Origin of the sequence: Pelagirhabdus alkalitolerans (assembly GCF_900096905.1) — a bacterium.
Taxonomy (GTDB): Bacteria; Bacillota; Bacilli; order Bacillales; family Amphibacillaceae; genus Pelagirhabdus; species Pelagirhabdus alkalitolerans.
The window spans coordinates 128,655-154,963 of the sequence record NZ_FMYI01000006.1; the positions used below are offsets into that span (position 1 = coordinate 128,655).

The 26,309-nt window shown below is 36.0% G+C and carries 24 protein-coding genes; 18 read left to right on the forward strand and 6 right to left on the reverse strand.

Annotated elements, in window-relative coordinates:
• Positions 1-11: 11 nt before the first annotated feature.
• A complete protein-coding gene (locus tag BLR62_RS08880; RefSeq protein WP_090795979.1) occupies positions 12-677 on the reverse strand; it encodes a potassium channel family protein in 666 nt (221 codons plus the stop codon).
• Between the two features lie 215 nt (positions 678-892).
• Between BLR62_RS08880 and BLR62_RS08885 the strand changes: the two genes are divergently transcribed.
• Complete coding sequence (locus BLR62_RS08885; RefSeq protein ID WP_090795982.1) at positions 893-2,377, forward strand: methyl-accepting chemotaxis protein; 1,485 nt, start codon at positions 893-895, stop codon at positions 2,375-2,377.
• 32 nt (positions 2,378-2,409) lie between these two features.
• Here the strand turns inward: BLR62_RS08885 and guaC are convergent, their stop codons facing one another.
• Positions 2,410-3,393 (reverse strand): GMP reductase, encoded by a 984-nt coding sequence (gene guaC, locus BLR62_RS08890; protein ID WP_090795983.1) that lies wholly within the window; start codon positions 3,391-3,393, stop codon positions 2,410-2,412.
• 209 nt (positions 3,394-3,602) lie between these two features.
• Here guaC and BLR62_RS08895 point away from each other — a divergent pair, with 209 nt between their 5' ends.
• The 9 genes from BLR62_RS08895 (at position 3,603) to BLR62_RS08935 (ending at position 11,936) form a co-directional block, all read left to right on the forward strand.
• Positions 3,603-5,525 carry a BglG family transcription antiterminator gene (locus BLR62_RS08895; RefSeq protein ID WP_090795986.1) on the forward strand — a complete coding sequence of 641 codons (1,923 nt, stop codon included), beginning with the start codon at positions 3,603-3,605 and terminating at the stop codon, positions 5,523-5,525.
• Positions 5,526-5,668: 143 nt separating this feature from the next.
• Positions 5,669-5,992, forward strand: coding sequence for a PTS lactose/cellobiose transporter subunit IIA (locus BLR62_RS08900; protein WP_176759264.1), 324 nt, complete (start codon positions 5,669-5,671; stop codon positions 5,990-5,992).
• 2 nt (positions 5,993-5,994) lie between these two features.
• Positions 5,995-6,303: a PTS sugar transporter subunit IIB gene (locus tag BLR62_RS08905; RefSeq protein WP_090796102.1), complete on the forward strand. Its 309-nt coding sequence runs from the start codon at positions 5,995-5,997 to the stop codon at positions 6,301-6,303.
• Positions 6,304-6,325: 22 nt separating this feature from the next.
• Entirely contained in the window at positions 6,326-7,588 is a 1,263-nt protein-coding gene (locus BLR62_RS08910) for a PTS sugar transporter subunit IIC (RefSeq protein ID WP_090795990.1), read from the forward strand.
• Between the two features lie 214 nt (positions 7,589-7,802).
• Positions 7,803-8,126, forward strand: a complete 324-nt coding sequence (locus tag BLR62_RS08915; protein WP_090795991.1) for a PTS lactose/cellobiose transporter subunit IIA — start codon at positions 7,803-7,805, stop codon at positions 8,124-8,126.
• Positions 8,127-8,128: 2 nt separating this feature from the next.
• Positions 8,129-8,443, forward strand: coding sequence for a PTS sugar transporter subunit IIB (locus BLR62_RS08920; RefSeq protein WP_090796104.1), 315 nt, complete (start codon positions 8,129-8,131; stop codon positions 8,441-8,443).
• 22 nt (positions 8,444-8,465) lie between these two features.
• The gene (locus BLR62_RS08925; RefSeq protein WP_090795994.1) at positions 8,466-9,728 is read left to right on the forward strand and encodes a PTS sugar transporter subunit IIC; all 1,263 of its coding nucleotides are present in this window, start codon (positions 8,466-8,468) and stop codon (positions 9,726-9,728) included.
• Positions 9,729-9,813: 85 nt separating this feature from the next.
• The gene (locus BLR62_RS08930; RefSeq protein WP_090795995.1) at positions 9,814-11,235 is read left to right on the forward strand and encodes a 6-phospho-beta-glucosidase; all 1,422 of its coding nucleotides are present in this window, start codon (positions 9,814-9,816) and stop codon (positions 11,233-11,235) included.
• Between the two features lie 71 nt (positions 11,236-11,306).
• The gene (locus BLR62_RS08935) at positions 11,307-11,936 is read left to right on the forward strand and encodes a YczE/YyaS/YitT family protein (protein WP_090795997.1); all 630 of its coding nucleotides are present in this window, start codon (positions 11,307-11,309) and stop codon (positions 11,934-11,936) included.
• A gap of 357 nt (positions 11,937-12,293) precedes the next feature.
• Here the strand turns inward: BLR62_RS08935 and BLR62_RS08945 are convergent, their stop codons facing one another.
• Positions 12,294-14,723, reverse strand: coding sequence for a bifunctional diguanylate cyclase/phosphodiesterase (locus tag BLR62_RS08945; protein ID WP_090796001.1), 2,430 nt, complete (start codon positions 14,721-14,723; stop codon positions 12,294-12,296).
• 168 nt (positions 14,724-14,891) lie between these two features.
• On the opposite strand from BLR62_RS08945, the gene BLR62_RS08950 reads away from it, so the two are divergent.
• On the forward strand, positions 14,892-16,100 hold the full coding sequence (locus BLR62_RS08950) for an EAL domain-containing protein (RefSeq protein ID WP_090796004.1): 1,209 nt from the start codon (positions 14,892-14,894) through the stop codon (positions 16,098-16,100).
• A 40-nt stretch (positions 16,101-16,140) separates the two neighbouring features.
• Here BLR62_RS08950 and BLR62_RS08955 read toward each other — a convergent pair whose 3' ends face one another.
• Both BLR62_RS08955 and BLR62_RS08960 read right to left on the reverse strand, forming a co-directional pair.
• Complete coding sequence (locus tag BLR62_RS08955; protein ID WP_090796006.1) at positions 16,141-17,628, reverse strand: PH domain-containing protein; 1,488 nt, start codon at positions 17,626-17,628, stop codon at positions 16,141-16,143.
• Complete coding sequence (locus BLR62_RS08960; protein WP_090796008.1) at positions 17,618-18,097, reverse strand: PH domain-containing protein; 480 nt, start codon at positions 18,095-18,097, stop codon at positions 17,618-17,620. The genes BLR62_RS08955 and BLR62_RS08960 overlap by 11 nt, the downstream gene beginning before the upstream one ends.
• A gap of 199 nt (positions 18,098-18,296) precedes the next feature.
• Between BLR62_RS08960 and BLR62_RS08965 the strand changes: the two genes are divergently transcribed.
• Positions 18,297-19,982 carry a methyl-accepting chemotaxis protein gene (locus tag BLR62_RS08965; RefSeq protein ID WP_090796010.1) on the forward strand — a complete coding sequence of 562 codons (1,686 nt, stop codon included), beginning with the start codon at positions 18,297-18,299 and terminating at the stop codon, positions 19,980-19,982.
• Positions 19,983-20,009: 27 nt separating this feature from the next.
• Entirely contained in the window at positions 20,010-20,708 is a 699-nt protein-coding gene (locus tag BLR62_RS08970; protein WP_090796012.1) for a CBS domain-containing protein, read from the forward strand.
• 442 nt (positions 20,709-21,150) lie between these two features.
• Here BLR62_RS08970 and BLR62_RS08975 read toward each other — a convergent pair whose 3' ends face one another.
• Positions 21,151-21,486, reverse strand: a complete 336-nt coding sequence (locus tag BLR62_RS08975; RefSeq protein ID WP_090796014.1) for a thioredoxin family protein — start codon at positions 21,484-21,486, stop codon at positions 21,151-21,153.
• 164 nt (positions 21,487-21,650) lie between these two features.
• On the opposite strand from BLR62_RS08975, the gene BLR62_RS08980 reads away from it, so the two are divergent.
• The 5 genes from BLR62_RS08980 to BLR62_RS09000 all read left to right on the forward strand — a co-directional run bounded on the left by BLR62_RS08980 (position 21,651) and on the right by BLR62_RS09000 (position 26,244).
• Positions 21,651-24,404, forward strand: coding sequence for an EAL domain-containing protein (locus tag BLR62_RS08980; protein ID WP_090796016.1), 2,754 nt, complete (start codon positions 21,651-21,653; stop codon positions 24,402-24,404).
• A gap of 109 nt (positions 24,405-24,513) precedes the next feature.
• Positions 24,514-24,777 carry a metal-sensitive transcriptional regulator gene (locus tag BLR62_RS08985; protein WP_176759265.1) on the forward strand — a complete coding sequence of 88 codons (264 nt, stop codon included), beginning with the start codon at positions 24,514-24,516 and terminating at the stop codon, positions 24,775-24,777.
• 20 nt (positions 24,778-24,797) lie between these two features.
• Complete coding sequence (locus tag BLR62_RS08990) at positions 24,798-25,097, forward strand: rhodanese-like domain-containing protein (RefSeq protein WP_090796021.1); 300 nt, start codon at positions 24,798-24,800, stop codon at positions 25,095-25,097.
• 19 nt (positions 25,098-25,116) lie between these two features.
• The gene (locus tag BLR62_RS08995; RefSeq protein ID WP_090796023.1) at positions 25,117-25,500 is read left to right on the forward strand and encodes a DUF302 domain-containing protein; all 384 of its coding nucleotides are present in this window, start codon (positions 25,117-25,119) and stop codon (positions 25,498-25,500) included.
• Between the two features lie 117 nt (positions 25,501-25,617).
• On the forward strand, positions 25,618-26,244 hold the full coding sequence (locus BLR62_RS09000) for a class I SAM-dependent methyltransferase (RefSeq protein WP_090796025.1): 627 nt from the start codon (positions 25,618-25,620) through the stop codon (positions 26,242-26,244).
• The last annotated feature ends 65 nt before the right edge of the window (positions 26,245-26,309 follow it).

Here is a 26,309-nt window from a genome sequence, read left to right on the forward strand (position 1 = left end):
CAACAAGTTTTTCATAAAATCACCGCTTTTTTAAATCGTGCAATATCTTTTTTATGCCCTAATAGAATTAAGACATTTTGTTTACACAGCTCATAATCGGGTGAAGGGTTAATGTCAATTTGTCCCTCGTATTTAAGACCGATTAAGGTGATGCCGTATTTACCTCTTAAATCAATCGTTGCGATCGTCTCTCCGCATAATTGTTTTGAGGGTTTAATCTCTACGATACTGTAATCATTGGATAATTCGATATAGTCCAATAAATGGCCGTTAATAAGCTGTCTAACGAGCCTTGATGCTGTATCTTGTTCAGGGTGAATGACTAAATCAGCATCAATTTTTTCAAGTATTTTTGTATGGTAATCATTAGTTGATTTGACCCAGACGTTTTTGACGTCAAAATCTTTTAAAATAAGTGTTGTTAGAATACTCGCTTGAATATTCTCACCAATTGCGACGATAACATAATCGAAATTTTTGATTCCGAGTGCTTTTAATTCTTTGTCATCTGTCGCATCACAAGCAACGGCATGTGTCGCTGTATCTCGAAATTCATTAACGAGACGTTCATTTTTATCGATCACGAGTACATCGTGTCCTTTTTGAATAAGTGATTTAGCAACACCCGTTCCGAATTGTCCGAGTCCGATGATCGCTAATTGTTTTGGCTTAGCCATTTTTTTGCCCCCTATCTCGAGGTGAATTACTACTGTGAATTCCCTTAACTACAAGTAATTTACTCCTGTTTGTCTTGAAAGTCAATAGCTGAAAGATAATCGATCGTACGTTTATAAAATTAAATAATTGAAGACTTTTCTAATAGGTTTTGAATTTTACCTATAAGGGTATTAAAGACTATGACTAAAATATTAGAAAAGCGGGGAACACCATCATGTCAAACATAGAAAACAAAGATTATTTTGAATTAAAGGCGTCTAAATCGCTAACAATTTTACTGACGAGTTTAATTATTTTGTCTTATCCAGTCCTTATTATATTCCAACAGATGGAATTTATCACATTTTCAGCGCTTGCTATTTACATAGGTACGACATTACTCGTCGCCTTGTCTCTTTATAGTGTTTATCACTTTTTCGGGTCGAGAGGATGGACAAAATATGCGATTGTTACTCTATCATATATTATTGCCTTTTTAGTTATTGCGATTTTACCTGCGATTACTGCCTTTAGCGTTGTTTATTTGTATTTAATTATTTCGATGTTGTATTTAAATCGAAAAGTTATTGTATTATCAGGAGTGCTTGGTGTTTTGTCGCTTGTTGCCATACTATTACTAGAAACCGTTGACCTTTCGAATATCTTTGATCTATCTGTTTTATTTGTGATCTATTTAATGAGTGTAAGTGCAGCGTATTTCGTTTCAGCAAGTGGAGAGGCATTGGTTCACAATGTAAGTGAAAAGGCAGAAGAAGCTAATCATCAAACAGATCGCGTTCAAACGGTTGTTGAAGAAGCTAAACGTTCAGTCGCTCAATTAACAGAAGGGACGCGATCTTTAGAAAAAACGAGTGATTCCCTTGTAAAATCGTCTGAGGAAATTCAATTAGCTGTAGATGAGATAGCAAAAAGTACATCGAATCAAGCAGAGGATACTGAATCTGGGGCGGAACATGTCGGTGAATTAGGCAAGTTATTAACAACAAATGAAACATATTTAACCGATTTAACCGAATCAACAAATAAAGCAAGAGAACTAAGAGCATCATCTTCAGAAAAAATGTCGAGTTTAACTGAGAATACGAACGAAAGCATTGAATCGATCATAACTATTGATGAGAAAATTCGAATGACGAGTGAGAGAGTAAGTGAGATTGAAAAAGCAAGTGGGGAAATTGCAAGTATTGCCGACCAAACGAATTTACTCGCGCTAAACGCCTCCATTGAAGCGGCAAGAGCTGGAGAGAGTGGTAAAGGATTTGCGGTTGTAGCCGATGAAATTCGAAAACTAGCCGAAGAGTCAACTCGCTTTAATAAAGATATTGAAGATATTATTAAGGAATTAACAATGCAAACGGATGACACAGTCGCGACTGTTTCTCAAGTAAAATCACTTGCGGATGAACAACAAGATAGCTTAAATGAAACAAATCAAAAATTTGATTCTTTATCAAACACACTACAACACGTAGAATCAGTCATCCAATCTGTTTCGGAAACGGGTAAAGAAATGAAAGTGAAAACGGATGAAATGATTGATATTATGCAGTCACTATCAGCTGTTTCAGAAGAAAATGCATCCACAACAGAAGAAGTGACAGCATCAATTGAACAACAAACACACGCAATTGGAACCATTTCAGATGATGTGAATCAATTGAATACGATTGCAAAACAATTAGAGAGTGTTGTGGAATAAAAAAGCCGATCTTTTGATCGGCTTTTTTGTGATTAATACACTTTGTCTCCATTAAATATAGAGTTTTTAACGACAACATAGTCCACGTTACGAATTGCCATTAATGACTGGCCACCAGCGTATGAAATGGATGATTGTAAGTCTTGTTCAATTTCAGTTAACGTATCTTGAAGAGGTCCACGATATTCCACGTGCATTTTCTTACCTTCGACGTTCTTTTTCTCGCCTTTTTGAAATTCAGACGCAGAACCGAAATATTCTTTATATAATTGACCATTGACTTCAACGGTTTCACCTGGTGATTCTTCATGCCCAGCAAAAAGTGAACCGATCATAACCATTGAGGCGCCAAAGCGAATGGATTTTGCAATGTCTCCATGCGTTCGAATTCCACCGTCAGCAATAACAGGCTTGCTTGCAGCTTTAGCACACCATCTGAGTGCAGCTAATTGCCAACCACCTGTTCCAAACCCTGTTTTAACTTTCGTAATACATACTTTACCAGGTCCAATTCCCACTTTCGTTGCATCAGCTCCTGCATGTTCAAGTTCACGCACAGCTTCTGGTGTTCCAACATTCCCTGCGATCACAAAACTTGAAGGGATTTGTTCTTTAATAAAAGTGATCATTTCCATGACTGCATTTGAATGTCCATGTGCAATATCGATCGTAATAAATTCTGGTATCAATTGTTCTTCAGCTAAATGACGAATGAAATCATATTCTTCAGGTTTAACACCAACGCTAATAGAAGCAATCAATTCTTCTTTGTGCATATCACGAATAAACTGCTCACGTGTTTCGGGCTCAAACCGGTGCATGATATAAAAGTAGCCATTTTTAGCTAAAAAGTGAGCGATTCTTTCATCAATAATCGTTTGCATATTGGCAGGGACGACTGGCAAACGAAATGTATGTCCCCCTAAAGTAACTTCTGTGTCACACTCAGAACGACTATTTACAATACATTTTGCGGGAATGAGTTGGATATCTTCATAATCAAATACATTTTCCATTTATAACACCTCTAAATACGAATATTTTTTAATATTTTTATAAAATCGTTCGACCAATTTGTAATATACACGATAAAAATCGATCTGTCAAAGAAAAAACGATCGTTAATTGTTTTCCGTTAATAGAGGAAAAGAATTAAACTCATCTAGTATTGTAAACGCTTCACATAGTAAAGTAGAATGATAGATAAGAGAGGGAGTGACATTGAATGAACACAAGACAACAACATTTATTGAAAAAGCTAATGGGAGAAGATCAACCGATTACAGGTAGTGAACTCGCCAAGTATATTCAAGTCACTTCAAGAACAGTACGCAATGATTTGAAGGAAATTGATCATCTTCTGAAAAATCAAGACGCTGGTGCATCTATTGAATCGATTCGAGGCCAAGGGTACCAGCTAGAAGTAATTGATGAATCACAGTTTAAAGGATTTATTAAGATAATGCTTGAATCTGAGGAATCAGTGCCAGTTGAACCTGAAGATCGTGTTCATTATTTAGCTAAACGTTTCCTATTAACAAGTAACTATTTAAAAATAGATGATTTAGCTGATGAACTATTTGTAAGTCGTTCGACATTGCAAAATGATTTGAAAGACGTCAAAGTTATTTTAAAAAAATATAACTTGCAATTATGTAAGAGACCGAACTACGGTTTAGTGTTATCTGGAAATGAGAAGCAAATTCGATATGCGATTTCAGAATTACTCTTTAATCGCACAACGATCACATCACCTGAATCTAACCAAGAGGATTGGTTATTACCAGTTGACCAAATGGAAGTGATCAAATCGATTGTTCTTAATCAATTGAAGGCAGTGGAGTTGAACTTATCAGATATTGCCTTGAATAATTTGGTCGTACACATTGCAATTGCCTGTAGAAGAATTGAAAGTGGGCAATACGTTCAATTAATGCGCGCAGACGAGGATGATATTAAGAGTAAACGTGAATACAAGGTTGCTCAATCGATCATAAAAGAAATCGAAAATGCTTTGTCAATACAATTTCCCGTTGTAGAGATTTCTTATGTTGCGATGCATTTATTAGGTACTAAGTTATTTTTAAATGAAGAAAATAAGGAGTTAAAGCAACATTTAGATGATTCCATTTTAGCGACAGTTGATAAAATGGTAAAACGTGTTGAATCGCAGATGAAATTAGGCATAACAGAAGATAAAGAACTGTATGCGGGGATCGCTATTCACCTTAAGCCAGCGATCCATCGGTACAAACATCAAATGACCATACGAAATCCGATGATCGAAGCGATTAAGGTGAATTATCCCGTTGCATTTGAAGCTGGTGTCACAGCCTCTAAAGTTGTGGAAGAAGATTATGGCATTGAGGTCGATGAGCATGAAATTGGATATATTGCTCTCCATTTCGGCGCAGCTATTGAACGGACAAAATTACAAACAAAACCAAAACGTTGCTTAATTGTTTGTACAACAGGTCTTGGGAGTTCACAATTATTACTTTATAAAATGAAAGCGAAGTTTGGAAATCAGCTAACAATTGTAGGGACAACAGAATTACACAATTTATCAAATTATAATAAAGAGACAATTGATTTTATTGTCAGTACGGTTCCTTTACCAGATTCAATTGACATACCTCATGTTGTGATTAGTACGCTTTTAGGTGATTCAGAGATTGATGATATTCAAGATATGATTGATTACAACTATTCTTCTATTGTCGATCAATATTTAATTGATGATCTTATCTATTTAAATCTATCATTCCAAAAACCAAGTGAAGTGATTACATTTTTAGGTGAAGAATTAATAAATAAAGGCTATACAGAACACGGGCTAATTGAATCCGTTATGGCGAGAGAAAAGGCGGCATCGACAAGTTATGGCAATTTGGTAGCCATCCCGCATCCTCTAGAAGCAAAGTCAGATAAAACATTTTGGACAGTAGCAACATTAAAAGAGCCGATTGATTGGTGCGGCAATCCAGTTCAATTTATCTGTTTATTACATGTAGCAGATGAAAATAGTCAAAGTTTAGAGCCTATGTACAACACATTAATTCGCTTTATGGATAATCGGAAATTAATTGATGAATTATTGCAAACAAATGATAAAAAGGAAGTTAAAGAACTATTGAAAAGGATGTAGTGATTGTCTACATTCTTTTTTTGATGTTCTTCGACTAATTTCTTTCCACAGCTCAAGGAAAAAGGTTAACTGTAAATGTAAGCGCTTTATTATTAGAATATAAGTATAAGATGATAGTTATTAATTGAAAGGGGGTCAATCGTTTGAATGATCAGGAGGTTATAATGGGGATTATCATGCATGGTGGTAATGCAAGAAGTGCAGCAATGAAAGCAATGACGGAAGCTAAAAGAGGAAATATGAAACAAGCCCAACAGTTAATCGAAGAATCAAATGAAGCCCTAACTAATGCTCATAAAATTCAAACGGATCTGATTCAAAGAGAAACAAAAGGAGAAGGATCAGATGTTTCACTCCTAATGGTGCATGCACAGGATCATTTAATGAATGCGATGACGGTTCGTGATTTAGCATTAGAAGTGATTCATTTAAATGAAAAAATCAATCAATTAGAGGGAGAGAATTAATGATGAAAAATATTTTATTAGTTTGCGCAGCCGGAATGTCGACAAGTATGTTAGTCGATAAAATGAAAAAAGCAGCAGAAGCGAAAGATGAAGAGATTAAAATTGAAGCATCATCAGGTGGTGATATCAAGAGTCATATTGAAGAAGCGGACGTGTTGTTGTTAGGACCGCAAGTATCTTATTTACAGGAAGATTACACGAAACAATATGGTGGTGATAATGGTATTCCAGTTGAAGTGATTGATAGTTTGGATTACGGAACGATGAATGGAGAGAAGGTTTTGAATTGGGCACTTGAGTTGATTAATTAACAACTTTAAGGAGGTCATAAAAATGGCTAATACGAATTTCCAACAAAAATTACAAAAAGTCGCTGGAAAGATTAGTTCAAATCGTTATCTGAAGGCTGTTTCAGATGGTTTAATGTCCGTTGTAGCTGTTTTAATTATTGGTGCATTTTCCACGTTACTGAGCGGTATGGCGTTTGATCCATACCAGGATTTCATTACGAATATCGGTATAAAAGACTTTTTAGAAATTCCTGCTCAATATACAACAGAAATGGTAGCGCTTTACGCTGTGTTCTTTATTGCATTTAAACTCGCAGGATCATTTGAAAAAGAAGGATCATCTGCAGGCCTTATCGCATTAATGTCATTTTTAGTATTAACCCCCACGACGATGTTAGAACAAGATCCTGTTTTACCGTTTCAGTTTTTAGGTGCTCAAGGGTTGTTCGTTGCGATTATTGTTGGTTTAGTCAGTGCTAGACTGTATGTTCTGATTGTCAATAAAGGGATCACGATTAAAATGCCCGCGGGTGTTCCGCCAACTGTATCGAAAACATTTATTGGTCTTGTGCCTGCTATCATTATCGTTGTATTCTTTACGATCATCAGTTTCTTATTTACCTTCACACCGTTTGGCAACATGCATGAGTTTGTATATTCCTTTATCCAAGCACCGATGCAAAACTTAGGTGGGGGATTCTGGTCACTCATTGCCTTTACACTTGTCGTACACGGATTATGGTTATTAGGTATCCACGGGATGTTAGTAGTCCTTCCAATCTATTTGAGTATTTGGATGCCGCTTGGTGTTGAGAACTTAGATGCTTTAGCAGCTGGTGAAGAATTACCAAACATTGTGAATACAGGTTTTGCACACGTCTTTATGATGCTTGGTGGTTCTGGAGCAACGCTTGGTCTTGCGATTATTATGGCATTTTGGGCACGAAGCAAACGGTATAAGACGCTTGGTAAAATTGCGCTCCCAGGTTCAATATTCGGAATTAATGAACCCCTTATTTTCGGTTTACCAATTGTTCTAAACCCGTATCTTGCCATTCCCTTTGTAGCAGCACCAATTGCATCAGTAACCATTCCTTACTTCCTAATGTCAACGGGAATCATTTCAAAAGTAGCGGGTGCACACTTACCGTTAGGTACTCCGGCGTTCTTTAACGCTGTAGTACAGGGGGGATTTGTATTATTAATTGTCCAAATTCTTATGATCATTGTGACAGGCTTAATCTATTATCCATTCTTTAGAGTTTTAGATAGACAAGCTGTAGAGCAAGAAAAATCAGCCGAATAATAAATACAAAAGACAGAGCCTTAATGATTAGAGGTTCTGTCTTTTTATATGATTTAAAAGATTTTATAATAAGTCTTTTCCTCAAGAAGTGGAAAGTGACTCACTCTAGTTTTCTTCCGTAGTAAATGGAAAAACAGTCTCTTTAGATGTAAGCGTTTAAATTATAAAGTAAGAGTATGAAAGATAGATCATTAATGTGTGAGGGGGAAAGTTAATGGAGAACCAGGAAGTCGTTATGGGAATCATTATGCACGGCGGTAACGCGAGAAGTGCAGCAATGAAAGCAATGTCTGAAGCAAAAAAAGGGAATGAAAAAGAAACACATGATTTCATAGAACAAGCAAATGAAGAGCTAAATCAAGCTCACCGTGTGCAAACAGATTTAATTCAAGCAGAAACAAGGGGAGAAAAAACGGATATTTCTCTTTTAATGGTTCATGCACAGGATCATTTAATGAATGCGATGACGGTTCGTGATTTAGCATTAGAAGTGATTCATTTAAATGAAAAAATCAATCAATTAGAGGGAGAGAATTAATGATGAAAAATATTTTATTAGTATGTGCAGCCGGAATGTCGACAAGTATGTTAGTCGATAAAATGAAAAAAGCAGCAGAAGCGAAAGATGAAGAGATTAAAATTGAAGCATCATCAGGTGGTGATATCAAGAGTCATATTGAAGAAGCGGACGTGTTGTTATTAGGGCCACAAGTCTCTTACTTACAGGAAGATTACACGAAACAATATGGTGGAGATAATGGTATCCCAGTAGAAGTCATTGATAGTTTGGATTACGGAACGATGAATGGTGAAAAAGTATTAAATTGGGCTTTAGATTTAATTTCAAATGCATAAATAGATAGAGGAGGAAACATATATGTCAAACACAGGTTTTCAGCAAAAATTACAAAAAGTAGCCGGAAAGATCAGTTCCAACCGTTATTTGAAGGCTGTTTCAGACGGTTTAATGTCCGTTGTTGCAGTTTTAATTATTGGTGCATTTTCAACACTTTTAAGTGAAATGGCAATTGAGCCTTACCAAAACTTTATTACGAATATAGGTATTAAAGGTTTATTAGAGATACCTGCTCAATATACGACGGAAATGGTAGCGCTTTATGCTGTATTCTTTATTGCATTTAAGCTTGCCGGATCATTTGAAAAAGAAGGTTCATCTGCGGGTCTTATTGCATTAATGTCATTTTTAGTGTTAACCCCCACGACGATGTTAGAAGAAGATCCTGTTTTACCGTTTCAGTTTTTAGGTGCTCAAGGTTTATTCGTTGCGATTATTGTTGGTTTAGTCAGTGCTAGACTGTATGTTCTGATTGTCAATAAAGGGCTGACGATTAAAATGCCGGCTGGTGTTCCGCCAACTGTATCGAAAACGTTTATTGGTCTTGTGCCTGCTATCATTATCGTTATATTCTTTACGATCATCAGTTTCTTGTTTACATTCACACCATTTGGCAACATGCATGAGTTTGTATATTCCTTTATCCAAGCACCGATGCAAAACTTAGGTGGGGGATTCTGGTCACTCATTGCCTTTACACTTGTCGTACACGGATTATGGTTATTAGGTATCCACGGGATGTTAGTAGTCCTTCCAATCTATTTGAGTATTTGGATGCCGCTTGGTGTTGAGAACTTAGATGCTTTAGCAGCTGGTGAAGAATTGCCAAACATTGTGAATACAGGTTTTGCACACGTCTTTATGATGCTAGGTGGTTCTGGAGCAACGCTTGGTCTTGCGATTATTATGGCCTTTCTAGCTAGAAGTAAACGATATAAAACCCTTGGTAAAATCGCGTTACCAGGTTCATTTTTCGGAATTAACGAACCATTATTATTTGGATTACCCATTGTATTAAATCCTTATTTGGCTGTTCCATTTGTAGTAGCTCCACTTGTATCTGTAACGATTCCTTACTTTTTAATGTCAACAGGTATTATAGCTCGAACAGCGGGTGCGCATCTACCGTTAGGTACACCAACATTCTTTAATGCAGTAGTACAAGGTGGAGTTGTATTATTAATTGTTCAAATTATTATGATCATTGTGACAGGCTTAATTTATTATCCGTTCTTTAGAGTCTTAGATAAACAAGCATTGGAACAAGAAAAGTCAGCTGAATAAATGAAAGATTGATGTAACGGGTGTGAGGACACTCGTTACATCCTGTATACTGTGTGTATTAAATTTATATAAGGAGGCGTTTTTGATGGCATTACCAAAAGATTTCCTTTGGGGCGGGGCTATTGCAGCCAATCAAGCAGAGGGCGCGTATAAAGAAGATGGTAAAGGACTTGCATTAGTTGATATTTTACCATCTGGTGAAAAAAGAAGAGAAGCTTTATGGAATCCTAAAGTAGCACTTAATACAACGTATGACCACTATCCAAGCCATGAGGCAATTGATTTTTATCATACGTATAAGGAAGATATTAAATTGATGGCTGAGATGGGCTTTAAAGTTTTTCGAACGTCGATCTCGTGGCCACGCATTTTTCCTAATGGTGATGAAAAGGAACCAAATGAAGCGGGGCTTGCATTTTATGATGATTTATTTGATGAGTGTCAAAAATATGGCATTGAACCTTTAGTTACGTTAAATCACTTTGATACACCGCTATACTTAACAACTGAATATGGCGGTTGGAGAAATCGTAAACTAATCGAGTTCTATGAACGTTACGCAAAAGTTGTTCTTGAACGTTATAAAGACAAAGTGAAATATTGGTTAACATTCAATGAAATCAATATGTTACTCCATATACCTTTTTTCGGTGGTGGGTTAGTTATTGAAGAAGATGAAAACGAAGATCAAGTAAAATTCCAAGCGGCTCACCATCAACTCGTTGCATCAAGTTTAGCGACTAAAGCTGCTAAAGAAATTAATGGAGAGAATTTCATGATAGGGTGTATGCTAGCAGCAGGAGAAGTTTATCCCTATTCTTGTCATCCTGAAGACATGATGAAAGCTGTTGAAGAGAACCGAAAGCAATATTTCTTCATTGATGTTCAATCTAGAGGAGAGTATCCTTCATACACAGATCGCATGTTTAAAGAGTTAGGTGTCGAAATTGAGATGGAGCAAGGTGATGAGGAAATCTTAAAACAATATCCAGTTGATTTCATTTCATTTTCTTATTATTCATCTCGATTAACGAGTGCAGACCCAGAAATGTACAAAGGTGCTACATCAGGGAATGCGTTTAAATCATTAAAAAATCCACACCTTAAAGCATCTGAATGGGGCTGGCAGATTGACCCATTAGGTCTACGTGTCACGATGAATAACTTATATGATCGCTACCAGAAACCATTATTCATTGTGGAAAATGGACTGGGTGCTAAGGATGAATTGAAAGATGGGACAGTTGAAGATGACTATCGGATTGAGTATATGCGTGAACATTTAAAAGAAATGATCGAAGCTGTTAAAGATGGTGTAGATTTATTAGGCTATACATCTTGGGGTTGCATTGATATTGTTAGCGCTGGAACAGGTGAAATGAAGAAACGCTACGGTTTCATTTATGTGGATCGTGATAACCATGGGAACGGAACAGGTAAGCGGTATAAGAAGAAATCGTTTGATTGGTATAAAAAAGTTATCGAAACAAATGGTGAAAAATTGTAATCTATTAAAAAAGTATGCTAAGTTAAACCTTAGCATACTTTTTAAATTCAAATGGTGAAAGGAAACGATCGATGTCTAAATTACAGTTAAAATTACTTATGATGATACTAGGAAATATATTACTAGGTTTTGCGATAGGAGTCTTTATCATAGCTGAACTGGGAACCGATCCATTTGCGACGATGAATCTAGGTGTGAGTTCGACGCTAGGGTGGTCGTTTGGCAATTATCAGCTTGTTTTTAATAGTCTATTATTTATCGTAATTTTATTATATGGTCGACATTTAATTGGGATCGGTACACTTGTGAATATGACAGCACTTGGTTATATTGCTGACTTTACCGTTTATAGCTATGAACAATTACCGATTGAATCGATCCCGCTTGTTATTCGGCTGATTATGTTGGCGATTGGAATAATATTGGCCAGTTTAGGATTGAGCCTCTATATTACCGCACAACTTGGAGTTGCGCCGTATGATGCGTTACCATTAATTATTATGGCTTTTACAAAAGATAAGGTGTCATTTGCCAAAGCTCGAATGGGCGTTGATATTTTGGCCGTTATTATTGGTTTTTTATTTGGTGCTGTAGTGAATATTGGCACACTAATTATCGCGGTGTCACTTGGAAATGGCGTGGCATTTTTTAATCGTCGTGTATCTGAACCATTGCTGAAACGTTATGATGTGATCGGTTAATTTAAAAAGATAAGAAATTTGAAAAAATAAGGCGTGAGCTCATGCTCGCGCCTTATTTTAAAAGTTAAATAAATAAAGTAGTGAATCCTCTGTTGTAGGATTTGATAGAATCAATAGGAAGTAAATTAACAGCAAGTTAACAGCTGCAATCAATAAATAAAATTTTCCTAAACCTTTTATAAACATGTATAAACTGATTGAGGTAGCGATGCTAAAAAACACGATAGCAGTGAGAATAGCAAAATCAGACATAAGCTACACCTTCCAATTTCTCGTATAAATTTAATGAATAATCGACATCATTCGTCAAAACGAGCTCCTTATACATTATATCGTATGTGTCAAGGTTTATACATCTCATGATTGCGATAAATAGTAAGTTTCGATTAATTCAGGTGTGATCGGCTTACTAAAGTAATAGCCTTGAAGGAGGTCGCTTCCCATATCTGTAAGAAGATTCGCATGCTTTATCGTTTCTACACCTTCAGCTACAAGTCTCATATTTAGTTTATGCCCTAATAAAATAATCGATTCAATAATATCACGATCGTCTATATCAGTGGACATGTCTTGTACAAATGATTGATCAATTTTCAAATAATCAATTGGAAATCGTTTTAAATAACTAAGTGAGCTATAACCTGTACCAAAGTCATCGATTGATATTTCAACACCAATCGTTTTTAGTTGATCTAAAATCTTTTGAGCACTTATAGCATCCATTGCCATTGATTCTGTAATTTCAATCACAAGACAATGTGGAGGTACGTTTGTCTTTTTTAATATATTCTCAATCATTGTAATTAAATTGGCTTGATAAAACTGACGAATTGATAAATTGACAGATATTGAAACAGCTTCATGCCCCTTCTGAATCCATTTTTGCACCTGTTCACACGCCTCATTAATGACCCACTCACCGATTGGAAGAATTAATCCTGTCTCTTCAGCTAAAGGTATGAATTCATTCGGTGTCAATTCACCATAAGCTTCATTTGACCATCTGATTAGAGCCTCGACCCCAGTCATTTTATGTGTGCGCGAATCGAATTGAGGTTGATATAAAAGATAGAACTCATCTTTTTCAATCGCTTTTCTCAGTTCATTTTCAATTTTGATGTTACCTTTTGAGTGCGTGAGCATATCTGTTTGATAAAATTGAAAATTTTTCTTACCAAGCCCTTTTGCATAATACATCGCATGATCGGCTTTCTTAATTAAGTTGTCTTGGTCGGTTGCATCTTCTGGATAGAGGCTAATACCAATTGATGGTGTATTCACAATCTCCAAATGATCGATTGAATAAGGTTCACTCATTCTCGTAAGTAATTGATTGGCGTAATTTTCAGCTTGAAACTGATCGGTATTTTCTAAAACGATGACAAATTCATCTCCACCGTAACGATATGCTTTCGCAGATGCTGTTAAAGTCGTTTTAATTCGATCGGCGACTTGTTTTAACAAAAGGTCTCCCTTCGTGTGGCCTAGCGAATCGTTTATTACTTTAAATCGGTCTAAGTCTAAAAATAAGATAGCGTGTTGCTTATCTTTAAAGTGCGTTAATAATTGATTGAAATCATTCACTAAGGCGAGCTGATTAGGCAGTGTTGTTAAGTGATCATGATAAGCCATGTGATTAAGCTGATCCGTTAATTGTTTATTTTCTGTAATGTCTTTAGCTATACAGTGAATCCCTTTAACTTGATTGTCTAAAGTGATGGGAACAATCGTTAAATGCAGATGTAAGATATGTCCTTTTTTATGAATGATTTTGGTTTCATGTTGAATAGCCTCGCCATTTAAGCTCAATTTAAATTTTTCCTGTGATGTCTCCAAAACATCCTCTGCGATCAAATTCAAATAATTTTGTCCAATTAATTCATTTTTGCTGTAACCTGTTAATGTTTCTGTTGCTTGATTTGCATCAATGAATGAACCGGATAAGTCAAATGTTGAGACAGAATCAATATTATTATCAAATAATACTTGAAATTGTTGTTTGCTTTCTTCAAGTAATTCATGGACAATTCTCTCTTGCGTAATATCTTCAATCATTCCGATTAACCCATTTATTTGACCATTAATAATAATTGGAACAGCCGTAATATTGAGTAATTTTTTCTGTTGTCTTGAGCTAAATCCGTTTAACTCAATCTCTTTTATATATCCTTTGTTCACGTGTTGAAAAGCTTCTATTGCTTTGTCATGGTCAGATGGTGCGATAAAAGATAAATAGTGCTCACCCTTCATATCTTTTGCCGTGAAACCTAAAAGTTTTACACCAGCTGGATTTATAGTTGTTAAATAACCATTATTGTCTAATGTAAAAATCGTATAAGGACTATTATAAAATAATGATTCATATTCCAACATGCGTTGAGATGGTTTTGGATCAAGTTTCATGTCTTGTGTTAAATCACGCATTGTGAGAATTATGTAGTTTGTTTCGCTTTCAATTTGAAGAAGGTGCGCATGGATGGATACAGCTGTTGTGTATTTATCTTTGTGTTTTAGTGTTCCAGACGTTCTCACTTGGTGTGTGTGCTCCAATTGTTTTTTCCACATTAAGAGATCGTCTTTTGGGAGGTCTAATAAAAAATCAATCGGTTTTTTGTTTAATTCTTTGTTTTTATAGCCGCTTTGTTCAAATGCCGCTTGATTCAATTGGGCAATTGTTATCTGTGTATAGTCTGAATCTGTTGTTAATATATAGATCGGGGCTTTGTAATGTTGAAAAAATTGATAGTAATCAATTTCTGAGAACGGATTCAAATCATAGATCGTCATAAAATAAACACTCCAACTTTAGTCTACTTACTTAAGAATGATGTAGGTTATGGTCATTATACTATCATTAGTAACAGATGACCATAGGAAATCAAGCTAGTCACCATTTGAAAAAACATGATATAATGATACATAGATAGAAAAAGGCGTCCAGCAGGAGGGGTCAGCATGGAAGCACTTGAGATTATAGAAAATAAAACAAAGATCAAACCCGGATTTCAACCGATTATAAGCGCTGTTTCGCATCAAATCATTGGTTATGAACTATACAGTCGACTTGAGACAGAGAATGGTTATATCTCATTATCTGAATTCTTTTTAGATGAGGATGTGCCAAGTGAATACAAGTTAGAGATTGATCAAACAACTTTAGAAGCCGTTTTACCATTTCTAAAAGGTGACCCGTCACTATTTTTAGTCATAAACCGAACAGCTGAAGAATTATTGATTCAGGATGGTGAACCGCTCGTTGATCTGTTGAGTGAGTTTACTCAACTTGGTGTTCGATTTAATCAAATTGTTGTAGAAATACGAGAAGAAGATCTTACGCAGTATTATGATGATTTGTATCATTTATTGCTTTACTATAAAAATACAGGTATTCAGCTGGCAATTAGTCAGCTAGGAAGTAAGACGGCTCATTTAGACTTGATCCGTCAATTAGAGCCGAACTTACTAACGATCAATACCCGTGTCATTGGAAGTTATGATGCAGATGGGTATGATGACATTATGTATACGTTTGAACAGTTAGCTGAACGAATTGGAGCGTCGCTCTTATTTGAAAAAATTGAGGATGAGTTTCTTCAATATTACGCTTGGAAACATGGAGGACGTTATTACCAAGGTGATTATTTAGCATCTGAACGTGATTCTATCAATGATCCAGAATTAAAAGTAAATATATCAGAAGTGATTGACCATTATGTTAGCAGGGACATGCAATTAGTTGAACAACGATTAAAACAAGTTGTGTCTTGGGAAAATGAGTTAAAGCAATTAACAGATAAATGGCAAGGTGTTAAAGATGTGAATGGTTTTGTTGCGAGCGTGGCTAAAGCATTTGACCAAGAGAGTTTCAGAATTTATGTTTGTTATGCAAATGGCAAGCAAGTTTCGGGTAACTATTCACGTGTTTCTGGTGAGTGGCAATTAGATAATCAATTTATTGGATCTAATTGGGCTTTTCGTCCATACTTTATTGAAAATATGATGCAAATGCGCCTGTGGAATCGTGCGATGCTTTCTGATCTCTATGCAGATATTGAAACTAGGGAACGCGTTCGAACATTGAGCTTTCCCATTACTTCTGATTACTTTATATTTATTGATTTTAGCTACACATTTCTATATGAACATGATTATTTAATGCTTTAATTAATAAAAAGAGATCACAACAGTTGTTGTGATCTCTTTATTATGGCTGGTCAATATCTTCTAACTTATATTCATCTTGGTAAGAATACCAATCGCTTAAGTTACCGATTTGTGTCTCAGTTAGACCACTTACGCTGTAATGTTGACCGATAAAGTTATTCATAATTGAAGCTTGAATTGATGCAATATTGATCCGTTTTTGAAGTAAACTTTGTCTTTTCTCAAAAGCTTGAATACGTCGCTTTTTCATAAAGATGATTTGTTTAGAACCGAGTAGGAATGACTGCATACAGAGTTGATTGTCTATTTGATAGAATCCCATCATTTTATAGGTGAAATAACTATATAAAATAGCTAAACCGTAAACAATCAGTCCGATCCACCATAAATTTGGAACGAAATACAATAAGGCACCAATGGGTAATACTAAAATGAGCGTTACGATCCCACTGTAAAAGGCGAATAATCGTTTTGAGATGGGTTTTATCTCATCAAAGTTAGTCGCATACTCTGGTACTAAGCTTTCAAAAAATGATGTTAACTCTTTTCGTCTAAGCAGTGGAAAAACGATGGTGCGATTATTTTGACCAGTTTCGACTTCACCACCTGCAATTTCCACATAAACAAAGCCAAGATCGAATGGGAGTCTAAGCGGATTTTGTTTAAAGCCGATTGCTTGAATCCGTTTTAAAGGGATCGTTAATTGTTTTTTCTCCCATAAACCACGCGTGATATAAAGTTCATCACTGTAGCGGATAATCGTAAAATCTCCATACTTGACGACTGATCCTAAAACCCCAATTAACCATGTGAAAAGTAAAAAGAGAACAATCAGAATAATGAGCGTTGTGACGGCTTGAGCAAATAACCAATTCGTTGTCGTTTCATAAATGTCATCAGGGACAAAGACTTCTGCTTCGTTCATGATGAAAAGAACAACAGCAAAGATGAGACCAAATCCACCTGATGTTGAGCCGAAGATAAATAATCGTTTATAACTAATTTCAAACCGCGGAAGATTATTCTTAAGCGCATAATCATAATCATATTGCGCATCTTCCGTTGTTTCATCAATCGCTTGTTCAGCATTTGAAGATTTTAAAGCTTTCCTTAGTTGCTTCGCTTCTGTTTGTGTGAGGGCACTTAATTTCGCATCAACTTCCATATCGCTTCCGGCTGTTTCGATTTGCACCTCAGTTAAGCCGAACATACGATGGATAATCGTTTGACTAAAATTAATCGATTGAATACGATGCTTTGAAATACTTCGGTGATGCCTGATGATAATGCCTTGTTCAATTTTTAATCCATCTTCATCAAGGGCGTATTTAAACCGTAACCACTTTAACCAACTGAATAAAATGATCCCGGCCACCATTAAAGCCATACCAAGTATGACATAATTAAAAAAATCAATACGTCCAATAATAAAAATCAGTGAAAAGATAATCACGATGGATTCTTTGATCGTCTTAAGTGCAATAAATAAAATCGCTGATATATGTAGTCTTTTCGGTTCAAATGTCATCTTGGTCCACCCTAGCAAGTATTGATATTTGATCGCGCAACCTCTCTGCTTCTTTAACAGTTAGAGCTGGAATAGAGTGTGTTGTTGCCGCTGTTGAGACTTGAAGTGTCGATAAATTAAACTTTTTTAAAATAGGTCCTTGCTTTGTGTCAACATGTTGCACACGAATCATTGGAACGAGTGTGCGTTTAACAATAATAATGCCGTGCTGAATATAAATTTCTTGGTCGTACAATTGATAGCGCCAGCGTCTCCATCTAATGGGTGGGATGAGTCCTAAATGAATAATAGCTATGACTAGTGTCACGCCAAGTCCGATTGCACTGATCCAATAAGGCCATTCAAACCAATAGCTTACAGCAAATACTGCCCCGACGAGTATGAGTAAAATAATTGCAGTGATCAGTCCGTGTGTACGCCATACGTTAATCGCTGTGCGCTCAATTCTTTGTTCTGGTTCTTCACGCATTTCTTGAAACCTCCTTGTAATTTTATCCAACTCAATTATAGATGAATTGAAAGGTTTTGACTAGCCAATTTTTTATTGAAGAATTTATAAATTCTAGTAAAAAAGTCATTCGACAATTTATTTAAAGTATATTCCCTAATTTTGCATAGAGTGTTAGAATATTAATAAATTCGACTTGTATTTAATAGGGGGGAGCAACATGAAAATAACAGGTAAGTTAATGGCGTCATCAATCGCTATGGTTATTGTATTAATTGTAACGGGTGTGGTTGCGATCATGTCATTATCTGTGATTAATCAAAATGCAACAGAAATGTATGAAGACCGCGTAGAACCGCTTAATGATTTGAATGAAATGACAAGGCTTGCCGAGAATACGCGTGTCAATATGGTAACAGCAACATTAGAACGTGATGCATCCTATACAGAGGTCGCTCTAGATAATATGGCATTAATTGATGAATACATAGAAAGTTATCAAGAAGCACCACTCACTTCAGAAGAAGAGGCTGAATTCAATGTTTTTCAAGAAGAATGGGCTGCTTTTGAAGATATTGTGAATAATAATATTCGACTGCTAAATAATGGACAATATTCAGCTGCTCAATCTGGCATTAGAGATGGAGGTACTCATTACACACCTGCTAGTGAACAGCTTGCTGTATTAAATGAGTTAAGCAATGAACAGATTGAAGCCTTGAGCGATGAGAATACCCAGGCTTATAACATGAATCTATTAATCGTTATCGTAACACTTGCTATTGCAACTGTAATCGCCATTCTGATCGGTTTAATTATGGGGCGAAATATAGGTCGACCTTTAAATCAAGTGGCAACAGAGCTTGATCAAGTTGCAAATGGTGACTTGACGGGTGAAGCACTCACAACGAAGCGAAAAGATGAAATCGGCATGTTGTATCAAGCAACTAATACGATGCGCTCAAATGTTAAAGGTGTATTAGAACAAATCAATAAGGCAACAAAAGATGTCTTAACTCAAGCCAATACGTTAAGTTCGTCATCTCAAGAAGTTAAAGAAGGAAGCAAGCAGATTGCAACAACCATGGAAGAGTTATCAGATGGTGCCGAGTCACAGGCCAATCATGCAACCACATTAACGGAAACGATGGACGCATTCCTAACGAAGATTAAAGAAGCAGATCATGTTGCAAAAAACACAAATGAAGAAGCAATACAAGTCTCTAAATTATCAGAAGAAGGCGCTCAATCGATGAATAATTCAGTCCAAACAATGAATGATGTTCATACGATTGTTAAAAATGCGGTTGAGAAAGTACGTTTATTAGATCAAGAATCAAAGCAAATATCAAAACTTGTTGAAGTGGTGTCAGATATTGCAGAGCAAACGAATTTACTTGCATTAAACGCGGCGATCGAAGCGGCTCGAGCTGGTGAAGATGGTAAAGGATTTGCTGTTGTGGCAGATGAAGTGCGTAAACTAGCAGAACAAGTGGCGACATCGATCAATGAAATCACTCAAATATCTGATCGTATTCAAGAAGGTTCAGATTCTGTGGCAGAAGCGTTAGAAACAGGTTATCAGCATGTTAATCAAGGGTCAGAGCAAATTGACAAAACCGGAGAATTATTTAATGACATGCATCAATCGTATGATGCGATTACAGCTCAACTAGCTAATATTTCGAATGAATTAAATCATGTTGTAAAAAATACGGATGAGATGCATCGAGCAATTGAAGATATTGCTTCTGTTTCAGAAGAATCTGCAGCCGGTGTAGAAGAAACAGCTGCTTCTTCTGAAGAGTCGTTAAGTTCTATGGAAGAGATCACAAACTCAGCTGAGGGACTTAAACAATTAGCAGATCAACTAGAAGCTGAAGTGAATCGTTTTAAATTGTCTTAAGCGCAAGTTATGAGGAGATGGGTGTAAATGAGTCAGTCTGAACGTTTTTTAGTCGCTTTTAATAAAATAGAAAAATACTTTGATCAAGAAATTCAAGATTCGAGATATATTCCGTTTCATAGGGCGGTTCAAAGATTACGAAAGTCGAATGCAGTTGTTGATCGCTATCATAATGATTTGTTAGAGTATTCCGAATTAAGAAATGCGATTGTACATGAACGGACTGAGATGAACTATGTCATCGCTGAACCACATGAAAAGGTGGTTCAGTCGATTGAAGGTATTGCGAATGAGTTAACAGCACCTAAGCTTGTTATTCCTGCTTTTTCTAAGACCTTAAAAACGGTTCAATTGGATTTAACGGTCAAAGACATACTTGCGATTATTCGAGAAACTGAGTTCACTCAATTCCCTGTATATCGGAGCAAACAATTTATCGGATTATTGACGGATAAACAAATCCTCCATTGGTTAGCGCAAAACATTAATGGCGATTGTGAGGGGCTTTTAGCAACATCTTTACATGACGTGATGAAATCATTAGAAGAGCGAGCGAATTATCGTTTTATATCAAAATCAACGACTGTTTATGAAGCGGAAGATTGCTTTATGAAAAGTATACGGAAGCACGAACGCTTAGATGCATTGCTCATTACAGATGAAGGGAAGTCAAATCAACGGTTACTAGGTTTGATCTCTCCCAATGACCTCATCAATATTCCTTAGACGTTAAAGGGTCTAAGACAAAAGTAAATAAGTCAATGTAATAGCCGGACAAAAATAGTATGTTAACTATTTTTGTCCGGCTATTTGTTTTCATATCTAATAGCAACCTGTTGTTGATTTCATTCGTTTAAACAAACCTTACCTAAAAGATGATCACGCACCTTTAATCAATGTGTGCTGACAACGAGACGCCTGTGGGAAAAGCGTCAGCCGAAAATCCACTTAGAAAAGTGTGTTTCTTTTCTAAGTTAGTTGAGGCTACGCCCGCGGCAAGCGAGTGGTCGGACACACACCTCTTGATTGCAAACGACTAAGCGGAATCAAAATGTTTAGATTTCTGCTGAAATAGCATGAGTCTATTTCAGATTACAGTGATCCTTCGATTAAACGGTTTGTGTTTTAAGATCATCATTTTGTTTTGCCTCAGACTCTTTAACAATGATTAAGATGTGTAACCTTCAACAATTTGTTGTACTTTCTCTTTAAATGGTTGAACGGGAACAATTCTTGCTTCACGTAAATATTCTTTGCCTTCAACAAACAAAATCAAAACCGGAACAGTAAAAATATTAAATCGACTTGCCACTTCAGGGATCGTTTCAGTATTAACATAGGCGGGTTTAACGTCTGGGAATTCAGCCATGACTTCCTCAATTTGAGGAAGCAGACTCACACATACACTGCAATTCGGACGAGAAATATAAAGGAAACTCAAGTCGTGTTGTTCAATAAATGTATCTAAACTCAATTGATCTGTTAATGTTTCAAAAGTTGACATTATTTATCCCTCATTCATATTAGTATTGATTACAGTATAAGGGGGGTATTATAAAAATAGCAACTGATTGAGCTAAACTTGTTTATAAACCTATAGCTAGGGAATATTGACTAAGTAATAAATAGAGTTTATAAATGTCTTTTAATGATTAAGGTGGGGGTAAGATGAAACAAGCTTTGCAGGTTGCCTTAAGTTACTTCATTGTAGCGAGTTTATGGATTTTATTATCTGATCAATGGTTTGAAACGTTCGACATTTTATGGTTTGGTCTGTTTGATATTCAGACGATTAAAGGATTAGGTTTTGTAAGTGTGACTGCATTTTTATTATATATAATGGTTTATAAATTAGTAAGACGCTATCAAACTGAAATTAAAAGACGAAAAGAGAAAGAAGAACGATTACTTGACCTATCAAAGGAAAATAATCAATTTAAGCGAATGATTGAACAGCTCTCCTCAGGCGTTATATTAACAGATCCTAATCAAACGGATAATCCAATTATCTTTGTCAATAAAGGCTTTGAAAAGATGACAGGCTATACATTTGAAGAAATTGTGGGGGAAAATCCACGTTTTTTACAACGAGATACAGCTAGGAAATCAAATGTAGACAGCCTTAATCAAGCCATTCAAGAGGGTGAAGCCTATGAAACCATTCTCCCTAATTATCGCAAAGATGAGTCGTTTTTTTGGAATGAACTGAAAGTAACACCTATTTATGATGAAAACAATCAACTTGAATACTATATTGGGATTCAAGATGATGTAACGGATCAGAAAGAACAACATCGATTAATCCATACTGAGCTGAGTATGTTTAAAGAAATTCTTTCTGAAGAGGACGAAACGGTGCTATTTCCTAAAATGGCTCAATTAATTGCTGAACACTTGCAAGCAGATTGTTTAATTTATTATCAAGAGGACAATGAACGGACAGATCACTGTTTCTATTCTAAACATTTGCCTCAGACATTAATACAACATTTTAAAGACGCTAATGATGTAAATAATGAATTAGGAACGATCACACATGTTGATGATTTAAGTCAATGGAATGGTGATGCTTCATTAAAGGATATTTTGATATCTAAATACCGTTCTTTTTGGAAAGTACCGATTCAATCAAATTCAGGTGAATGTATTGGCTTATTTGCTGTCTTCTTCCCACATCATGTAACAGAGATGCCATTAGATCGTGAATCATTTTCGAGTTATCATTCATTGATTGCGATTGCGCTTCAAAAGTCTCATTACTTACATGAAATAAAAGAACGAGAGCACATGTATAAGTTAATTTCAGAACATGCGAGTGAAATGATTATCCTTTTAGATGAACAGTTAAACATTGAATATATATCGCCTTCACATCTTTTATATATGGGTGCGCTTCATCGCATCAATGATATGAGCGATTATCTTGACGCTTCATCTATGCTTGAATTTGACGCATTTTTAGATTATGTGCAGCGGACAGATGATGAAGAAATGATTGAAATTCAATTGTTTGATCAATCAGGAAGTACTCGGTGGTTTGAATTTAGAGGAAGTCGATTTTATGATGATGATCGACAAGATTTAAAAATATTGATGAGTGCACGTGATATTACAGAACGAAAAGGGTTTGAACAGGCTTTAAATCACGCGCTGAACTATGACTCCTTAATGCGAATTCCAAATCGTTTTTATTTCAAACAACTTTTGAATGAATTTAAAAACGCATCTGATCGACGTGCAGCCTTGATTGTCTTTGATTTTGACCAGATGAAAGACATTTGTAATGTATATGGTCAATCGGCAGGTGATTTCGTTTTAATTGAGACTCGTAAGCGAATGGATGCAGCGATTGATCATGAAATATTAGCTCGAACAGGTGAAGATGAGTTTTCAATCGTGTTAACAGATCTAGAAAGTGATCAAGCGTTGAAAGTACGTTTGCAACAAATACTCGATCTTGTTAGAGAACCTTTCTACTTTAAAGGTGAATCGATTGTGGCAACGATTAGTGTTGGGGCAACGTTAATATTAAATCAGCCACAAGATCAACTGATGATTGAAGCAGACGTTGCTCTCAGACAAGCTCGAGCGCATGGTAAACATCAATATCATATCTATGTAGAAGATGCACTTGTCTATGAAATGGAGAATTTAAGCTTGCAAAACGAACTTTATCACGCCTTAGAACGTGATCAGTTCGAGTTGTATTACCAACCGATTATTGATCAAGATAAGCGAATGATTTATGGGTTTGAAGCGTTAATTCGTTGGATTCACCCAGAGTATGGAGTGATATCACCCTATCGTTTCATACCAATTGCTGAAGAAACAGGGTGGATTGTTTCGATTGGTGAATGGGTCATAAAAGAAGCATGTGTACAACTATGCCAATGGAATGATTTAGGTTATGACTATAATATGTCTGTCAATGTATCCTATCGCCAGTTAGAGGAACCTGACTTTTTAGAGCGGGTCCAACATATTCTAGATGAGACAAACTGTCCACCAGACCGACTTGTATTTGAAATCACGGAAAACATTTTGATGAAGGATCTATCTGTATCATTACCTGTTCTTCAAGGATTAAAAAAATTGAGGATTAAAATTTCGATCGATGATTTTGGGATTGGGTATTCATCTTTATCTTATTTAAAAAAATTCCCAATTGATATATTGAAAATTGACCGCTCATTTGTCCAACATATAGATGAGGATAATAATGACCGGGCGATTGTAAGTGCGATCATGGAGTTAAGCCAGTCGTTAAATCTGATGGTTGTCGCTGAAGGGATTGAGTCAAAAGAGCACGTGGAGTTATTAAGACAATTGGATTGTCAATTACTTCAAGGCTATTGGTTCGCTAAACCGATCGCTCCAGATGTTTTAAATAATGAGATTAATAAGTTAAAACGAATAATTTAAACCGAGTGAACATGTATAATGATTGACCTTATACCATTCGGGGTATATAATGGTCATTGAACAAGCCTATTGTTATATGAAGAAATGGGAAAGATGAGGAGTGGTGATCGTGAGTTATGATCGCAAATTAATCAATCGAATGAAACGTGTGGAAGGCCAAGTGCGAGGATTGGTTAAAATGATGGAAGAAGACCAATCTTGTCGCGATGTTGTTATGCAAATGTCAGCAGTTCGTAATGCAATTGATAAGACTACGGCACTAGTTGTTAGAGAAAACTTACAACAATGCTTGATTGAAAGTAAGGAAGATGAAGAAGCAAAAGATGAGGCCATTGATGAAGCGATTGAATTATTATTAAAAAGTAGAAAATAAAATCATGAGGTATAAAAGAAATGAAATCAATTGATGCCATAACGTTAAATCAGCAAATGAGTGGTATTGAATCATTTGCACTGATCGATGTACGAGAACCATTTGAATATTATGAAGGCCATGTGCCAGGTGCCATTAATATACCGCTTGGAAGCCTACCACAACAGATTGCTAAATTGGACAAGAATCAGCATTATTATATTATTTGTCTGACGGGTGCTAGAAGTAGAGGAGCTGTTCATTTTCTTGACCAGTTAGGATTTGACGTGACGAATGTTGAAGGCGGTATGATGCTTTGGCCAAGTTCAAAAGTAAAGTAAATAAAAAGGAGTTTTAACGATGTATGAGTACACAGTAAAGACCAATAAAACAGTTGAAGAAGTTCAACAAGCGCTACATGACACGATCGCTTCTTATCAATTTGGAGTATTGTGGGAACTTGATCTTCAAGAAACATTGAAGAAAAAGGGAATTGATCATGATCAATCATCGCTCATTTTAGAAGTTTGTAATCCAAAAAAGGCAAAAGAATTAATTGATCAAAATCCGTTAGCCAATTTGTTTTTACCATGTAAAATTGCTGTTTATGAGGTGGATGGTGTGAACACTATTGGCCTCCCTCGTCCGACAGTACAAGCTGAAATGATCGGTGATGAAAAACTTAAAGAGATCGCAAAAGAGATTGAAACAATACTGATTCAATTAATTGATGAGGTAAAATAAAAATGAGCACGTCTGAATTGTATGGGCGTGCTTTTTGTTGCGTGCCTTCTCAACGGTTAGCTTATACGTTATAATTCTATCGGTATGTGAAAAAAGTGACTGAAAAGAGGTAGAAGTATGATTGAAGATACAGGAGAACGCGTGATACCAGAAAATATGTCTATAACGAATGAATTATTAATTGAGCATGTTGCGAGATACCACTTCGCTGTATCCTTTATTGAAAGTGGACGTGTTTTAGACGTAGCTTCTGGTGCTGGGTTCGGTACGCATATTGTGGCGAAGAAGAAAAAGAAACAGATTGAGGAAGTTGTGGGGCTGGATATTGACCAAGAGGTTTTAAGCTATGCCAAAAAAACATATTATCATCCTAAATCATCTTTTCATTATGCGGATGTGACGGATTATGAATCGCTAAAATCATTTGGCCTGTTCGATACCATTATGAGCTTTGAAACATATGAGCATGTTGAGGCAGAACGTGCATTTTTAACAAATTTGTATCAATTATTAAAACCAGGCGGACGCTTGATTTTATCGACGCCATTTGGACAAGGAAGAGGGAAACCTTGTGGCTCACCTTTTCACGTCCATCAAATCACGCCAGAAGAATTTCACCATTTATTTGATGATTTTGAGTTTCAATCCATTGATTATTATGTTCAAAAAGGTGCATTGATTCAAAGAGAAGATGAAAAACATTTAGCACACTATCCTTTAGGGATTGCAGTGTGTCATAAATAAAACACGGAGACGGTTCTCGAATGAAACAAGAGAACCGTCTCCGTGTTTTCTTTACAAGCAATATA

What these genes read in the sequence shown, in the direction of transcription:
- BLR62_RS08880 (WP_090795979.1), bottom strand. Translation starts at nt 677, where the DNA reads ATGGCTAAGCCAAAACAATTAGCGATCATCGGACTCGGACAATTCGGA.
- BLR62_RS08885 (WP_090795982.1), top strand. Translation starts at nt 893, where the DNA reads ATGTCAAACATAGAAAACAAAGATTATTTTGAATTAAAGGCGTCTAAA.
- guaC (WP_090795983.1), bottom strand. Translation starts at nt 3,393, where the DNA reads ATGGAAAATGTATTTGATTATGAAGATATCCAACTCATTCCCGCAAAA.
- BLR62_RS08895 (WP_090795986.1), top strand. Translation starts at nt 3,603, where the DNA reads ATGAACACAAGACAACAACATTTATTGAAAAAGCTAATGGGAGAAGAT.
- BLR62_RS08905 (WP_090796102.1), top strand. Translation starts at nt 5,995, where the DNA reads ATGAAAAATATTTTATTAGTTTGCGCAGCCGGAATGTCGACAAGTATG.
- BLR62_RS08910 (WP_090795990.1), top strand. Translation starts at nt 6,326, where the DNA reads ATGGCTAATACGAATTTCCAACAAAAATTACAAAAAGTCGCTGGAAAG.
- BLR62_RS08915 (WP_090795991.1), top strand. Translation starts at nt 7,803, where the DNA reads ATGGAGAACCAGGAAGTCGTTATGGGAATCATTATGCACGGCGGTAAC.
- BLR62_RS08920 (WP_090796104.1), top strand. Translation starts at nt 8,129, where the DNA reads ATGAAAAATATTTTATTAGTATGTGCAGCCGGAATGTCGACAAGTATG.
- BLR62_RS08925 (WP_090795994.1), top strand. Translation starts at nt 8,466, where the DNA reads ATGTCAAACACAGGTTTTCAGCAAAAATTACAAAAAGTAGCCGGAAAG.
- BLR62_RS08930 (WP_090795995.1), top strand. Translation starts at nt 9,814, where the DNA reads ATGGCATTACCAAAAGATTTCCTTTGGGGCGGGGCTATTGCAGCCAAT.
- BLR62_RS08935 (WP_090795997.1), top strand. Translation starts at nt 11,307, where the DNA reads ATGTCTAAATTACAGTTAAAATTACTTATGATGATACTAGGAAATATA.
- BLR62_RS08945 (WP_090796001.1), bottom strand. Translation starts at nt 14,723, where the DNA reads ATGACGATCTATGATTTGAATCCGTTCTCAGAAATTGATTACTATCAA.
- BLR62_RS08950 (WP_090796004.1), top strand. Translation starts at nt 14,892, where the DNA reads ATGGAAGCACTTGAGATTATAGAAAATAAAACAAAGATCAAACCCGGA.
- BLR62_RS08955 (WP_090796006.1), bottom strand. Translation starts at nt 17,628, where the DNA reads ATGACATTTGAACCGAAAAGACTACATATATCAGCGATTTTATTTATT.
- BLR62_RS08960 (WP_090796008.1), bottom strand. Translation starts at nt 18,097, where the DNA reads ATGCGTGAAGAACCAGAACAAAGAATTGAGCGCACAGCGATTAACGTA.
- BLR62_RS08965 (WP_090796010.1), top strand. Translation starts at nt 18,297, where the DNA reads ATGAAAATAACAGGTAAGTTAATGGCGTCATCAATCGCTATGGTTATT.
- BLR62_RS08970 (WP_090796012.1), top strand. Translation starts at nt 20,010, where the DNA reads ATGAGTCAGTCTGAACGTTTTTTAGTCGCTTTTAATAAAATAGAAAAA.
- BLR62_RS08975 (WP_090796014.1), bottom strand. Translation starts at nt 21,486, where the DNA reads ATGTCAACTTTTGAAACATTAACAGATCAATTGAGTTTAGATACATTT.
- BLR62_RS08980 (WP_090796016.1), top strand. Translation starts at nt 21,651, where the DNA reads ATGAAACAAGCTTTGCAGGTTGCCTTAAGTTACTTCATTGTAGCGAGT.
- BLR62_RS08990 (WP_090796021.1), top strand. Translation starts at nt 24,798, where the DNA reads ATGAAATCAATTGATGCCATAACGTTAAATCAGCAAATGAGTGGTATT.
- BLR62_RS08995 (WP_090796023.1), top strand. Translation starts at nt 25,117, where the DNA reads ATGTATGAGTACACAGTAAAGACCAATAAAACAGTTGAAGAAGTTCAA.
- BLR62_RS09000 (WP_090796025.1), top strand. Translation starts at nt 25,618, where the DNA reads ATGATTGAAGATACAGGAGAACGCGTGATACCAGAAAATATGTCTATA.